General features: G+C 75.1%; 10 protein-coding genes. 5 read left to right on the forward strand and 5 right to left on the reverse strand.

The window, feature by feature from the left end:
* The 4 genes from JE024_RS11610 to JE024_RS11625 all read right to left on the reverse strand — a co-directional run bounded on the left by JE024_RS11610 (position 1) and on the right by JE024_RS11625 (position 6,464).
* Positions 1–2,436: a TOMM precursor leader peptide-binding protein gene (locus JE024_RS11610; protein ID WP_205373507.1), complete on the reverse strand. Its 2,436-nt coding sequence runs from the start codon at positions 2,434–2,436 to the stop codon at positions 1–3.
* A gap of 4 nt (positions 2,437–2,440) precedes the next feature.
* Positions 2,441–4,228 carry an AfsR/SARP family transcriptional regulator gene (locus tag JE024_RS11615; protein ID WP_205373508.1) on the reverse strand — a complete coding sequence of 596 codons (1,788 nt, stop codon included), beginning with the start codon at positions 4,226–4,228 and terminating at the stop codon, positions 2,441–2,443.
* An 8-nt stretch (positions 4,229–4,236) separates the two neighbouring features.
* Positions 4,237–4,545, reverse strand: a complete 309-nt coding sequence (locus tag JE024_RS11620; protein WP_205373509.1) for a hypothetical protein — start codon at positions 4,543–4,545, stop codon at positions 4,237–4,239.
* A gap of 455 nt (positions 4,546–5,000) precedes the next feature.
* On the reverse strand, positions 5,001–6,464 hold the full coding sequence (locus tag JE024_RS11625) for an MFS transporter (protein WP_205373510.1): 1,464 nt from the start codon (positions 6,462–6,464) through the stop codon (positions 5,001–5,003).
* 156 nt (positions 6,465–6,620) lie between these two features.
* Between JE024_RS11625 and JE024_RS11630 the strand changes: the two genes are divergently transcribed.
* Positions 6,621–7,076 (forward strand): MarR family winged helix-turn-helix transcriptional regulator, encoded by a 456-nt coding sequence (locus JE024_RS11630; protein WP_205373511.1) that lies wholly within the window; start codon positions 6,621–6,623, stop codon positions 7,074–7,076.
* Between the two features lie 358 nt (positions 7,077–7,434).
* On the opposite strand, the gene JE024_RS11635 is transcribed toward JE024_RS11630, so the two are convergent.
* Positions 7,435–10,257 carry a helix-turn-helix transcriptional regulator gene (locus JE024_RS11635; protein WP_205373512.1) on the reverse strand — a complete coding sequence of 941 codons (2,823 nt, stop codon included), beginning with the start codon at positions 10,255–10,257 and terminating at the stop codon, positions 7,435–7,437.
* Positions 10,258–10,658: 401 nt separating this feature from the next.
* Between JE024_RS11635 and JE024_RS11640 the strand changes: the two genes are divergently transcribed.
* The 4 genes from JE024_RS11640 to JE024_RS11655 all read left to right on the forward strand — a co-directional run bounded on the left by JE024_RS11640 (position 10,659) and on the right by JE024_RS11655 (position 14,086).
* Positions 10,659–11,600 carry a carboxypeptidase-like regulatory domain-containing protein gene (locus tag JE024_RS11640; protein WP_205373513.1) on the forward strand — a complete coding sequence of 314 codons (942 nt, stop codon included), beginning with the start codon at positions 10,659–10,661 and terminating at the stop codon, positions 11,598–11,600.
* Positions 11,601–11,969: 369 nt separating this feature from the next.
* On the forward strand, positions 11,970–12,179 hold the full coding sequence (locus JE024_RS11645; RefSeq protein ID WP_205373514.1) for a DUF5988 family protein: 210 nt from the start codon (positions 11,970–11,972) through the stop codon (positions 12,177–12,179).
* Between the two features lie 75 nt (positions 12,180–12,254).
* A complete protein-coding gene (locus tag JE024_RS11650; protein WP_244882776.1) occupies positions 12,255–13,862 on the forward strand; it encodes an acyl-CoA carboxylase subunit beta in 1,608 nt (535 codons plus the stop codon).
* A 20-nt stretch (positions 13,863–13,882) separates the two neighbouring features.
* Positions 13,883–14,086, forward strand: coding sequence for an acyl-CoA carboxylase subunit epsilon (locus JE024_RS11655; protein WP_205373515.1), 204 nt, complete (start codon positions 13,883–13,885; stop codon positions 14,084–14,086).
* Positions 14,087–14,127: the final 41 nt, after the last annotated feature.

The raw sequence follows: 14,127 nt of genomic DNA on the forward strand, positions 1-14,127 counted from the left end.
TCACCGCTCCCCGGGGGTCGCGGCGGGCGCGGCGGGCTGGGCGGCGGTCGCGTCAGCGCCGGCCGTGCCGGAGGCGTCGGCGGCCGGCGCGGGCCGGGTGCCGGTGGTGAGGAGGACACGGGCCGTGCTGATGCCGCAGGCCGCGAGGTCGGCGGGGGTGGTGGCCACATGGAGGACGTCCCGGCCGGCGGCGCGCAGCCGGTCGAGCACCGTGTCGAAGGCGGTCGCAAGCGCGGTCGGCGGGCAGGGCCCCGGCTCGGTGACGGCCACCGTCCCGGGGGCGAGGTCGCCGACGAGGGGCAGCCCGGGGTCGTAGGCGTACTCCGGGTCCTCCGACGCGAGCTGCACCTGGCCCAGCAGATCGCGCAGCGCCTCGCAGGCGGCGTCCCGGCGGGAGAGCCCCGCGCCGAGCGCCCAGCGCCCGTCGCCGCCGGTCTCCCGGGCCAGCACCGCGTACGCCGACGAGCGCTCGTCCTCGCCGAGGTCGAGCAGTTCGGCGGCAATCTCCAGGGTGCCGGCGGAGGTGAGGAGGAAGGCCAGTTCGGGGTCGTCGTCGGGTGCGCCGACGGGGGTCACCCGGGTCGTGCCGCTGACCGCGCGCAGCAGGGCGTCGTGCGCGAGGGCGGAGAGCAGGCCGCGGCCCGCCGCCTCCTGGGGGCCGGGGCCCGCGCCGGTGCCCGCCCCCGTCGCCAGGTGCAGCCGGTCGTCGTTGAGGGCGCCGAGGGTGCGCACCGCGGCCGCGGGCACGGCGACGGTCTCCTTGGTGAGCAGGGAGGTGGCCGTCGTCCAGGCGGTGACGGCGTCCGCGGCCGTGCCCGTGCCGCCGCCGGTGGTCAGGGCGTCGGGCGCGAGCCGGGCGCCGGTGCCGGCCGCGGCCTCGGCGGCGGGCGGCACCACGTGTTCGGTGTACACCTCGGCCGCCGCGTACAGCGCGCGTGTCCGGGCGCCCGCGAGGTGGTGCACGTCGAAGGCGGCGACGGTGCGGCGCCTGCCGTGGCCGACCGCCAGCTCGACCCGGCTGACCTTCAGCGGGGTCTGGGTGATCTCCTCGTCGGCGTAGCGGGTGAAGACACCGGCGTGCGGGCGGACGAGGGCGGCGCTGATCCGGTTGAGGTCCTCGACCACGGCCTCCGCCTCGCGGGCGGTGTCCACGGACGGTGTCGCGGGCAGGGCGAGCGCGGCCGGCGGCGCGCCGTCGGGCCCGGCCGGGGTACGGCCGGCGCAGCGGACGCAGCGCGGGTGGGGGTGGACCGGTTCGGCGACGACGTCCAGCGAGCGGAGGTCCTGGAGGAGGACCTGGCCGTCGGTCTCGGCGGGCAGCGCACCGGTGGTGACGCGGAAGACCTCGTAGCCCAGCAGGTTGCCGGACATCGCGGCGACGGGGCCGGTGAGCGGGGAGGCGGCGTCCGGCAGCACGCCGGCGACCTCGGCCCACAGGTCGGCTGCGGCGGCGCCGGCGTCCGGTCCCGCGCCGAGCCGCAGCGCGGCGCAGGACCAGCAGCCGGCCGTGGCGGCGGTGGACAGCGGGCCGGTGACCCGGTGTTCGCCGAAGGTCCACGCCGGGATCAGGGTCCGGCCCTCCGGCACACCGGCGGCCAGCAGCCGGTGGGTGCGGGCGGCGGCGCCGGCCCCGGTGACGACGACGACGTCCCAGTCGGCCAGCGCCGTCCAGCCGTCGTCGGCGCCGAGCCGGTCGACGCGTACGGGGCACCCGTCGGCCTCGGCCTCGGCGGCCTCGGCCGTCACGTCGGCGAAGTCGGCGGCGACACCGACGCGGGCGCAGCCGTTGCGGACGAGGGAGAGCGCGCACCAGCGGGCGGTCTCGTCGCCGCCGAGCACGGCCACCCGGGTGCCGCGGAAGCGGGCGAACCGCTCGGGCGCGGCGTCGGCGTAGTGGTCGACGTAGGCGATCTGGGCGGCGAACCTGCGGTGCACGGCCTCGTCGGCACCGGTCGCGCCGGGGGCGGTGAGGTCGGCCTCGGGGACGTCCCGGGCGAAGGAGCGCGCGTAGAGCGTCCGCACGAGTTCGGCGGCCATGGCCCGCTGGGCCGGTCCGAAGCCCGCGCAGAGTTCGGCGAGGGTGTGGTGGCCGGTGAGGTGCGGGACGACGAGGGAGGCGAAGCGGTAGGCGGTGCGGCCGGTGAGGTGGAAGCCGCCGTCGGCGTTGTGGAAGAGCACCCCGCCGGGGGTCTCGGTGAACAGCACGTCGCGGCGGATCCGCGGCCGGGTCGCCCCGAGCGCCTCGAAGGGGTCGGCGGCGGCCGGGGCCGCGCCGGTCGCGGGGGCGGCCGGCGCCGGGTCGGTGCCGGCGGCTGCTCCGGTGCCGGAGTCACTGCCGGTGCCGGAGTCGCTGCCCGTGCCGGTGCCGGAGTCGCTGCCGGCGGGCGTGCGCGTGGCCGTGGTCGAGCCGTCAACCTGTGCAGCCGTGTCGGCCATGTCGTCACACCTTCTCTGTCGGTCGGGAACGTTCGGCGATGCGTCGCGCGTATCTGCGCAGCAGGTCGTGCATCCGGTACGGGCCGGGCGGCCCCTCCTCCAGGAACCCGGAGTCGGCGAGCCGCTCCAGCACGCCCTCGGCCTCGGCCGCGCAGCCTCCGAGCGCGGCGGCGCCGTCCTCGGTGCGGAACCCGTCGGCGGACAGCGCGCCGGTCCGCACGAAGGCGTCGGCGTGCCGGGGGTCGAGCCGCTCCAGGGCGCCGTTCAGCACCCGGTCGACGGACATCCCGGGGGTGTCGGTCAGCGAGAGCCGGGCCAGCGGATCGTCCGCGAGCCAGTCGGCGCAGTCGGCGAGCCGCAGTTCGGGCCGGGTGAGCAGCCGGGCGGCGGCGATCCGCAGCGCCAGGGGGAAGTGGCCGCACAGCTCGCCGAGACGGCGGGCGGCCTCGGGCTCGCGCTCCACGCGTTCCGCGCCGAGGGCGAGACGGAGCATCAGGTCCGACTCGTCGGGGGTGAAGACGGACAGCCGGTGGACCCATCCGCCGTGGGTGGCGATGAGCCCGGCGAGACCCATGCGGCTGGTGACGACCGCGGCCCCGCCCGGGCCGACCGGCAGCAGCGGACGCACCTGGTCCGCGTCGACCACGTCGTCGAGGACCAGCAGCACGCGGCCGGACCGCTCGCGCTCGCGCAGGCCGGCCGCCACGGCGGCGGCGACCTCGTCACCGGGGCGCGGCACACCGTCGGCGCCGGACATCCGCACCAGGTACCGGCCGCCGGGGAACGCGTCGCGCACCAGGTGGGCCACATGGTGCGCGAGCGCCGACTTGCCGATGCCGGGGGCGCCCGAGACGAGCACGGTCACCGCTTCGTCGCGGTCCTCGGTGAGGCGGGCAGCCATGGCGGACACCTCGGCGGCCCGGCCGGTGAAGGAGGGCACCACCGGCACGGACGACAGCGGGGACGGGGGCGCCGGCTTCGGCGCGGCGCCCGTCCCGGCGGCCGGCGGCCTCTCGCCCCCGGCGGTGCCGAGGTCGTCGCCCGCCGGGCCGAGGTCGTCGCCGCGCAGGATGGCCAGCTCAAGCCGGCGCAGCGCGGGCGAGGGGTCCACGCCCAGCTCGTCGAGGAGGTATCCCTTGATGCGCCGGTACTCGGCGAGCGCCTCGGTCTGCCGGCCCGTCCGGTACAGCGCCTCGATCAGCTGCTCGTGGAAGCGCTCGTAGCCGGGGTGCTCGCGGGTGACGCCCCACAGTTCGGTGAGCGCCTCGCCGCAGCGGCCGAGCGACAGCTCCAGGTCGCAGACGCGCTCGACGACCCGCAGCCGTTCCTCGGCGAGCCGGGGGACGACGTCGCGGTGGAGGACGTCGGAGCGGACGTTGGCGAGCAGCGGGCCCTGCCACAGCGAGAGGGCGTCCTTGAGGAGGCGCAGCCGGGCGGCGGCGTCGCGGGCGGGGCCGGCGGCCTGCCGGACCTGCTCGCGGAAGGCGATCAGATCGAGGGTGCGGGGGCCGGCGGTGATCCGGTAGCCGCCGGGCACCGCTTCGATGGGGACCTCGGTCACCGCGTGCTTGGCGAAGAGCCGGCGCAGCCGCAGGACGCAGGTCTGCAACGCGGCCTTGGCGGTGGCCGGTTGCTCCTCGCCCCAGATGGCCTGCTGGAGGTGGTCGGCGGAGACCACGCCGTTGGCGTGGAGCAGCAGCGCGGCCAGCAGGTTGGTCGGCTTCGACGGCTGGAGCACGACGGACTCGGGGCCGTCCGCGATGCTCAGCGGCCCGAGAAGCTGAAACCGCATCGTGCGGCCTAGTCCCAGCCGTTGACCAGCTTGCACACCGGCGCCCCGCCGGCGGGGAGGGACAGCTCGGCCGCGAGGGCCTCCCAGCGTGCGCACAGCTCCTCGGCGAGCTCCTGCGGGAGGCCGTGCACGGGGCCGGCCTGGCGGTGCTGCGCGGCAACGTCGCCCACCGCGGTCGCGTGCGAGTCGGCGGGCCCGGCGGACCCGGCGGAGGAGGGGCCCGCCGAGAGCACGAGGGCGGTGAGTGCCAGCGCCACGACGGATGCGCCGCGGCGCATCCGGCCGGCGGGCTTCTTCGAACAGGAGGAGCTGTTCATGGTTTCCCCGTTTCCCCTGGGCGTCTCGGTTCGACGTGATCCATACGCTCGGCGCGGCCGGATCGTGTCCGGCCGACCCTGACGACGATGCCAGCGGGGAACGGGGGAATGCCCGGGCGGCCGTGTCAGCATCCTGAACCCGCCTTGTCAGCTTGCTGACACGGCCCGCCGGGCCGGGGTGGGACAGGGGGTGACCAGGGGTGGCGGCGGTCGGACGCGACGCGCCCCGCCTGCCGGACGCCCAGCATGCCGTCGCACCCGAAGGGCCGGCCGGCCGCCTCGCGGAGTTGCCGGGGAGGGACTACCGCCCCCGCGGCGCCCGGAACCGGGCACCGCGGGGGCGGGGGCGTGGCGCGGCGGGGCACCGCGGGGCGGGAAGGCGTGGCGGAGCTCCCGGCCCCGGACGAGGCGCCGGCGTGCGCCACAGGCCCCCCGCCCCGTCGGCCGACGGGGCGTCAGGCCGGGTTGTCCGCCCGCACGGTGGGCAGGGGCGTGCCCTCGTCGCCGGACGCCGCGTCCGGCGCGGACGCGGCGCGGACGGGGATGAGGAACGCGGCGACGGCCGCCAGCACACCCACGGCGCAGCCGATCAGCATCGCCGTGCGGAAACCCTCCTCGGACGGCAGCGCGAACCCGGCGAAGTCCGTGGTCATCTGCGCCAGGACGACGCCGATCACCGCGGCCGACACGGAGCTGCCGATGGACCGCATCAGGGTGTTGAAGCTGTTGGCCGACGCGGTCTCCGACGGGGGCACCGCGCCCATGATGAGCGCGGGCATCGCGCCGTAGGCGAAGCCGATGCCGGTGCTGCACACGAGGGTCACCACCAGCAGACCGGCCGTGGAACCGAGCAGCGGCAGCGAGACGCCGTAGCCGGCGGCGATGATCAGGCTGCCGACGACCAGGGTGGTCCTCGGTCCCCGCGCGGCGGAGAGCTTGGCGCCGAGCGGCGAGACGACCATCATCATCAGGCCCGCCGGGGCCATCCACAGGCCCATCGCCAGCATGGAGTGCCCGAGGCCGTAGCCGGTCTCCTCGGGGAGCTGGAGGAGCTGGGGCACCACCAGGGACTGGGCGTACATGGCGAAGCCGACCAGGATCGAGGCGGCGTTCGTCATCAGGATCTGGGGGCGGGCCGTCACACGCAGGTCCACCAGCGGTTCGGCGGTGCGCAGTTCCCAGCGGCCCCAGGCCAGCAGCACGACGACGGCGGCGGCGAGGAGCCCGAGGGTGGTGCCGTCGGTCCAGCCCCAGTCGCCGCCCTTGGAGACGCCGAGCAGCAGGCAGACCAGGGCGGTGCCGAGGCCCACGGCGCCGGGCAGGTCGAAGCGGGCCGCGGCGGCGGCGGGGCGGTCGCCGGGGACCAGGAAGCGGATCAGCGCGCCGATCAGCACGCTGAGCGCGGCCACCACCCAGAACAGCACCCGCCAGTTCGCGTTCTCGGCGATGGCGGCGGAGAACGGCAGGCCCAGCGCGCCGCCCACCCCCATGGAGGCGCTCATCACGGCGATGGAGGAGCCGAGCCTCTCCGCCGGCACCACGTCGCGCAGCAGGCTGATGCCGAGCGGCACCACGCCCATGCCCATGCCCTGGAGGGCCCGGCCGGCGATCATCGGGACCACCGACGAGGAGAGCGCGCAGAGCACGGAGCCGGCGATCAGCGGCAGCGTGGAGACGAGCAGCATGCGGCGCTTGCCGTACATGTCGCCGAGGCGTCCGGCGACGGGGGTCGTGACGGCGGCGGCCAGCAGGGTGGCCGTGACCACCCAGGAGGCGTTGGACGCGCTGGTGCCGAGCAGCCTCGGCAGGTCGCCGATCAGCGGGACGACGAGCGTCTGGGTGACGGCCGCCACGATGCCCGCGAGGGCGAGGATGCCGACGATCCCGCCGGTGCGGTCGTCGGCCTTGGATCGGTCCACTGGGCTCCTTCTGGCTTCTCCGGCCCTGCGGGTCGCCGGCCGATCGAGTGTGCATCATACACATCGCATGTATCGTGCACATACCGCGTGGTATACAGGCGGGGCACAGGCCGCCCCGGCCCGGCGAGGGGCGGCAGGGAGCCGGAGGAACACCGCGTGGACAAGCCCGTTGACCTGATCGAGTTCGAGACGATGCTGCTCGGCAGGTACGTGCACCTGCTCACGCCGCGCGCCCGCGGCGCGGACGACCGGCTCGACCGCAGCGCCTATCTGCTGCTCAGCCGTATCCGCGCCGAGGGCCCGATGACCATCGGCCGGCTCAGCGCGGCGTTCGGCCTCGACGCCTCCACGCTCAACCGGCAGACCGCCGCGATGCTCCGGGCGAAGGTGGTCCGGCGCATCGCCGACCCCGACGGCGGGATGGCCCGGAAGTTCGCCATCACCCCCGAGGGCGAACGCCGCCTGGACGCCGACCGGGGCCGCAACATCAGCGGTCTGGAACGGGTGATGGCGGAGTGGACCCCCGAGGAGGTCGCCGACTTCGCCGCCCACCTCAGCCGGTTCAACCGCGACATCGAACGCCTCGACGGCCGCCCCTGGCCCCGCGACTGACCTCGCGACCGACCCCGACCGCCGGGCGCGCGCAGGCGCGCCCCGTCAGGCGGGCAGGACGTGCGCACCACCCGCCCCGGCCGGGGAGCCGGCACCGTCACGGCGGCGCGGTCCGTCACGGCGGCGGGGCGGTCACGGCAGCGCGGGCCGGCTCCGCGGCCGGGCGGTCACAGCGGCGGGGCGGTCACGGCAGCACGGGCCGGCTCCACAGCCGGGCGGTCACAGCAGCACGGGCCGGCTCCGCAGCAGGGCGGTCACAGCGGCCGGGCGGTCACAGCAGCGCGGGCCGGCTCCACAGCCGGGCGGTCACAGCAGCACGGGCCGGCTCCGCGGCAGGACGGTCACAGCAGCCGGGCGGTCACAGCAGGGCGACGGGGAGCCGCGGGTCGGGGGCCGGCAGGTCCTGGCGGCGGCTCACGTTGAGCTTGCGGTAGACCCGGGTCAGGTGCTGCTCGACGGTGCTGACGGTGATGTGCAGCTTCCGTCCGATGTCGCGGTTGGAGTACCCCAGCGCGGCGAGTGCGGCCACCTTGCTCTCGGCTCCGCTGAGTTCCGCGCCGCCGGGCAGCGCCGGTGCCCCGCCGTCCGCCGCCGCGGGCGTCACCGGCCCCGTGCCGGGCGGGCGCAGCCGCGCCAGCAGTCCGTGCGCGCCGCAGGACTCGGCGGCGCCGCGCGCCCTGCGGGCCGCGTACCGCGCGCGCTTGCTCTCGCCCAGGGCCTCGTGGGCGTCGGCGGCGTCGACGAGCGTGCGGGCGAGCTCGTAGCGGTCGCCGGACGCCCGGAGCACGTCGACGGCCTGCCGCAGGATCTCCGGCCGCTGCTCGGGCCGGGACACCGCGGCCAGCGTCCGCAGGGCGACGCCGTACGAGCGGCCGGGCGGGGCGGCCCGGAGCGTGTCCAGCTCCTCGGAGACCAGCCGCCGGGCGCGGGTCGCCTCGCCGATCCGGGCCAGCGCCTCGGCGGCGGCGGTGCGCCAGGGGACGAGGCCCGGTGTGTCCATCCGCCAGCGCTGCACCAGCACCCCGCAGTCGAGGAAGTCGCGCAGCGCGGCGTGCGGCCGGGCGGTCTGGAGGCAGTAGCGGCCCCGGGCGTAGCGGTAGTGGAGTCCGGCGCGGCCCTCGTGCGTCTCGGCGGGCACCGGGCGCTGGAGCAGGGTGCCCGCGTCGTCCGGCCGGCCGGCGGCGAGCCGGACGAGCACGGCGGTGGCGAGCGGGGTGCCGATCTCGGCGCCCCAGTCCCCCGCCGTCATCCCGGACAGCGCCGCGGTGGCGAACCGCTCGGCGTCGGGCAGCATGCCCTGGCGCAGCGCCGCCTGGGCGGCCAGCGAGCTCAACTGGGCACGCCAGGCGGGGGCGTGGGCGAGGTCGGTCCCGGCGAGCAGCGCGGCGCACCAGGCGGATGCGGTGGCGGCGCGGTCCGCGTAGACCAGGGCGGACAGCGCGAGTGTCAGCGGTTCCAGGGTGTGTTCGGTGACGTGGTAGATCCGCAGGGCCTGTTCGGCCTCGTGGATGCCGCGCTCGTCGGCGGTGCCGCCGAGGACGGCGGCGAGCAGCCGGGTGGCCCGCCGGCGGAGGGCGTCGCCGTCCGACTCGGGCCCGCGGGCGTGCTGCCAGGGTGCGGCGTCGGGGTCGATGCTCCGGGCGACGCCGGGGTAGGAGACCGCGAGCCACAGGCCGAGCAGGCCCTTGGCGGCGGCGGCCGGGCCGTGTCCGTCGTCCGTCCCGTCGAGCCGGCGCAGGAGTTCGCGGGCCTCGTCGTGGCGGCCGTCCTGGAGCAGGCAGCGGACCATCACCGCGGCGTGCGCGGCGTCGAACCTCCCGGCGGTCAGATGGCCGACGACCGGGTCGAGACGCCGGAGGGCGGCGCGGGGGCTGCTGCGGCGCTGGAGCCGGGCCAGCGCGACGAGTATCGCCGCCCGTTCGCAGCCGCCGGACGCCGCCCGGTGGGCCTGCTCCAGGTAGGCCGTGGCCTGCGGGACGCGGTTCTCCGCCGCGGCCAGTTCGGCGGCGTCGCGCAGGACGGGCACGGCCCAGGTCCACCGTTCGTCGGCGACGTCGAACGGGGCCGGGGCCGCGGTGAGATAGGACGCGACCACGGGGGACGGCGCACCGGAGTCGTAGAGCACGCGCGCGATCCGGGACTCCAGCCCCGTGCGCACGGCTTCCGGGGTCTGCGCGAGGACGGCCGCCCGGACGGCCGGGTGCCGGAAGCCGTCGTCGGTGACCAGGCCGGTGCCGCGCAGCAGGCCGAGCAGGCGGTCGGCCGTCCGGGGACCGATGTCCAGGGTGCGCCCGACGAGCGCCGGGTCCGCCCCTTCGCCGAGGAGGGCGAGCACCCGCGCCGCCTCCAGCGCCTCGGCGCCCGAGCGGCGCAGACAGAGAGTGACGGCCTGCCGGAAGGCGTCGCCGACCGCTTCCCCGGCGCTCACCGGTACGGCGGGGGCGTTCGATTCCACATCGGCGGCGAAAGCGCGCACCAGCAGAGGATTACCGCCGGTTACCTCGGCACAGGAATCCACGACCGCACTGGAATTCCCGTGCCCGAGGCGTTCGCAGAGAATTGCGGATATCCCCGCACGGGAAAGGAGCGAGAGGCGGATGTAATGCACGTCCGTCCGCTGGTGCAGTTCGTCCTGGAACAGCGGATAGACGGGCAGCATTTCGTCCGATTCGACGAAGACCATCGCGGTACGCACCGTATGGGAGCGCCGGATGAAATAGAGCAGGTATTTCAGTGAATGCGCGTCGGCGTGCCGGATGTCGTCGACGACGATGCCCACGGGCGTCCGGGCGGAGACGTCCACCACGACCGACCACAGCTCCTCGGCGACGGCCGCGTCCGCGGGCCCCATGTGCGCGGACTCCTCGCCCGCCGCGGCGCCCGCCTCCTCCGCTCCCCTGCGCAGCAGGTCCGCGACCTGCCGCGCCCGGTCGGCGCCCACGGCGGGCCCGGCGAAGAGCTGCCGGATCACCCCCAGCGGGAGGTTCTGCTCCGCGCGGGAGCAGTGGGCGCTCAGCAGGGCGACCGGGACCGCCAGGCCGTCCACGGCCTCCTTGAGGAGCGCCGTCCTGCCGCTGCCGGCGGGGCCGCCGACGACGACGATCCGCCCTCTTCCTCCGCCGACCTCCGAGAACACCTGCCGCAGCCGGCTCGTCTCACCGCTTCGTTCCGCCAGAAACATCGACCGTTCAACCCCCGTTGCGCAACGCCGATATACGCAGGACGCCTCGCACCGAAAAGGCCGGGCGGGCCCCGGATGTTTTCCCCGCACATCCGGGAAGGGCAAGAATTCTCCGTGTCGGATCGATCCCCCGTGACACCCGCGGACGCCCTCGTCCGCGCGTCGCGTCATGCAACCTCAAACATAACCGTTTCCAGGTAAAGCATAGGTAAAATACTCCCCATGCAACCTTAAAGTCGCAGTTCATCCGTTGACCATTGAAGTAAACAATGGATGACCACGCACCGCGACCATCGGGCGGAATGCGTCATTCCACGTCATTCCCGTCACCGGCCCCTCCCTTTTCCGCGGCGGGAGCGGCATACTCGGCCCGCCACGGCGGACAGGAGGGGCGGGACGGGATGGGAACGCTGAGCACCATGGCGGCCGTCGCCGTCGCCGTCGGCGCGCTGCTCGCCCCCGGACCTCGCCCGCGGCCCTCCCGGCGTTCCCGTGAACTGCCCCCGGCGACCGTGCACGCGTACGCCGCCCGTCCCGACGGACGGCCCGTGCCCCGTGCGGAGTTCACCCTCCTCGGCCCCGACGGCCGCCCGCTCGCCCGCGCCGTCGCCGACGAGGAGGGGGCCTGCGTGCTCCGGGCGCCCGGCCGGGCCGGGTACCTCCTCGTGGCCACGGCGGACGCCGCGCGCCCGGCGGCCGCCGAACTCGCCCCGGAGCCGGGCCGGCCGGTGCTCACCGCCACGCTGACCCTGCCGCCCTCGGCCTCCACGGGCCGGGTCGCGGCGCCCCCCGCCGGCATCGTGCGGGACGGCGGCGGCACGGCTCCGCTGCGCGGTGCGCTGGCGGTGCTGCTGGAGGCCGGCGGCACGCTCGTGCGGATCGCGGCGACGGACGCGGACGGCCGCTTCTCGCTCCGGGACGCACGGCCGCGCACCGGGGCCGCCGGCCGGCCCGACCGCCCCCGGGTGCTCGTCGTCCACAGCCCCGGGCACCGCCCGGCGGCCTTCCCGGTGGGACCGCCGCCGCCCGGAACGCCTGCCTCCGCAACTCCGGGGCCCGCCCGGGAGACGACCGTCGTCCTGACCCGCCGCGCCGATCTCGGGACCCTGAGGGGCATCGTCACGGACCGGCAGGGGGTGCCCCAGGGGTCCGTCCGGGTCACCGTGACCGACGGGTCGGGCATCGCGCTGGCGGCCGTCACCGGGCCCGACGGCACCTGCCGCCTCACGGGCCTGCCCACCGGCCGTTTCCATGTGGCCGTCGCCGGAAGAAGAGACACCACCGTGCGGATCGCGGTCTTCGCGGACGACCGCTCCGAGGCTTTCCGGCTGGAGCTCTCCTGACGTCTCCGCACCCCCGCCGGCGGCCGTTCACGAAGGGGTCCACTGGGGCGATTAGGGGTTGTTCCGCGGGATTCCAGATGTAAGCCTCGTCACGTCAGCCCCCATGACGATGCACTGGAGCATTCCCGTCGCCGGACCCCGGTCCGTCTCCCGCACGGATCCCGGCGTCCGTACCCGTGTCCGGCTCTCCCGCCGGCGTCGCACCCCGCGGCTCCTCGCCGTCGTGTGCCGCGACGGCCCCGGGAAAGCGCAGGCCGGGGACGTGCGCACGGCTGTACGCCGTGACGCCCGCCCCCGGCTCGGCACACCGGCGGGCCCTGGGGATGCGCCGCCCTGTCAGACGAGATTTCCCGTCCCGGAGGTGTTCATATGTCGCAGATCAAGGTACTGCTGGTCGGTGGACCGTCCTTCTTTCCTTCTGAAGAGCGGGTGCAGTTCACGGCCTCGCTGACGGAGAAGATCAAGCACCGCTTCGGCGCCGGATACGAGCATTTCCTGCACGAGGGCGAATACGAGAAGCTCGACGGCGACGACATCCCGGTGTTCCGCTGGAAGACCCGTACGGCGATAGCGGAATGAGCACAGCCGGCGGCCGGTCACCCGGCCGCCGTCCTCGTGCGCCCATCGACGGATGATCCCGGAAGAGGTGTGTCCATGACGATCGCGCCGGAAGCCCTGCCCAGCGGGAGCGCCCCCGAGGTGACGTCGCATCAGGAGACCCGCGGGCGGGTCGCCCATCTGCTCTCGCTGCGGGAGCAGGCGGAGCGTGGCCCGAGTGACCGGGCGACGGAGGCGCAGCATGCCAAGGGCAAGCTGACGGCGCGTGAGCGGATCGCCCTGCTGCTGGACGAGGGGTCGTTCCGTGAGGTCGAGCAGTTGCGGCGGCATCGTGCGTCGGGGTTCGGTCTGGAGGCGAAGAAGCCGTACACGGACGGTGTGGTGACCGGCTGGGGCACGGTGGAGGGCCGGACGGTCTTCGTGTACGCGCACGATTTCCGGATCTTCGGGGGTGCGCTGGGCGAGGCGCACGCGACGAAGATCCACAAGATCATGGACATGGCGATCTCGGCGGGTGCTCCGCTGGTGTCGCTGAACGACGGTGCGGGTGCGCGGATCCAGGAGGGCGTGAGCGCTCTGGCCGGGTACGGGGGGATCTTCCAGCGGAACACGAGGGCGTCGGGTGTGATCCCGCAGATCTCGGTGATGCTGGGTCCGTGCGCGGGCGGTGCGGCCTACAGTCCGGCGCTGACGGACTTCGTGTTCATGGTCCGTGAGACCTCGCAGATGTTCATCACCGGTCCGGACGTGGTGAAGGCGGTGACCGGCGAGGAGATCACGCAGAACGGTCTGGGCGGCGCGGACGTGCACGCCGAGACCTCGGGTGTCGCGCACTTCGCGTACGACGACGAGGAGACCTGCATCGCGGAGGTCCGCTACCTCCTGTCCATGCTCCCCTCCAACAACCGCGAGCTGCCCCCTCGTTCGGAGCCGTCCGACAGCGCGGAGCGGCGCTGCGACACCCTGCTGGACGTCGTGCCGACCGACGGCGGGCGCCCGTACGACATGCGCGAGGTGATCGCCGAGATCGTCGACGACGGCGACTGCATGGAGGTCCACGAGCGGTGGGCCACCAGCGTCATCACCACCCTCGCCCGCCTCGACGGCCAGGTCGTCGGCATCGTCGCCAGCCAGCCCCGCTCCTTCGCGGGTGTGCTCGACATCCACTCCTCGGAGAAGGCCGCGCGCTTCGTGCAGATGTGCGACGCCTTCAACATCCCGATCGTGACCCTGGTGGACGTGCCGGGCTTCCTGCCGGGCGTGGACCAGGAGCACGGCGGCATCATCCGCCACGGCGCCAAGCTGCTCTACGCCTACTGCAACGCCACCGTGCCCCGGATCTCGCTGATCCTGCGCAAGGCCTACGGCGGCGCCTACATCGTCATGGACTCGCAGTCCATCGGCGCCGACCTCACCTACGCCTGGCCCACCAACGAGATCGCCGTCATGGGCGCCGAGGGCGCGGCGAACGTCATCTTCCGCCGCCAGATCGCCGACGCCGAGGACTCCGAGGCCATGCGCACCCGCATGGTCAAGGAGTACAAGGCCGAGCTGATGCACCCCTACTACGCCGCGGAGCGCGGCCTGGTCGACGACGTCATCGACCCGGCGGAGACCCGCGAGGTCCTCATCCGGTCCCTCGCCATGCTCCGCACCAAGCACGCAGACCTGCCGTCCCGCAAGCACGGCAACCCCCCGCAGTGACGAGTCCCGAGGAGCGACCTGTGGAAACCGGCAGCGCACAGCCCCTGCTGCACGTGACGAAGGGGACCGCGAACCCCCTCGAACTGGCCGCCGTGACGGCGGTCCTGATGGCCCGCGCGGGCGCACGCGGGACGCCGGAGCGGCAGCCCGGACGCCCCGCCGGCCGGCGTCCCCTCCCCCGCCCCGCGTTCCTCACCGCCCACTCCTGGCAGGGCGGGTCCTGAGGGACCGCGCCCCGGGCGGCCCACGGCGGGCGTCACCCGGC

The organism is Streptomyces zhihengii (genome assembly GCF_016919245.1).
Taxonomy (GTDB): Bacteria; Actinomycetota; Actinomycetes; order Streptomycetales; family Streptomycetaceae; genus Streptomyces; species Streptomyces zhihengii.

Excerpts from the sequence above, each read along its gene's own strand:
- JE024_RS11610 (WP_205373507.1), bottom strand. The coding sequence starts at position 2,436 with ATGGCCGACACGGCTGCACAGGTTGACGGCTCGACCACGGCCACGCGC.
- JE024_RS11615 (WP_205373508.1), bottom strand. The coding sequence starts at position 4,228 with ATGCGGTTTCAGCTTCTCGGGCCGCTGAGCATCGCGGACGGCCCCGAG.
- JE024_RS11620 (WP_205373509.1), bottom strand. The coding sequence starts at position 4,545 with ATGAACAGCTCCTCCTGTTCGAAGAAGCCCGCCGGCCGGATGCGCCGC.
- JE024_RS11635 (WP_205373512.1), bottom strand. The coding sequence starts at position 10,257 with ATGTTTCTGGCGGAACGAAGCGGTGAGACGAGCCGGCTGCGGCAGGTG.
- JE024_RS11640 (WP_205373513.1), top strand. The coding sequence starts at position 10,659 with ATGGGAACGCTGAGCACCATGGCGGCCGTCGCCGTCGCCGTCGGCGCG.
- JE024_RS11645 (WP_205373514.1), top strand. The coding sequence starts at position 11,970 with ATGTCGCAGATCAAGGTACTGCTGGTCGGTGGACCGTCCTTCTTTCCT.
- JE024_RS11650 (WP_244882776.1), top strand. The coding sequence starts at position 12,255 with ATGACGATCGCGCCGGAAGCCCTGCCCAGCGGGAGCGCCCCCGAGGTG.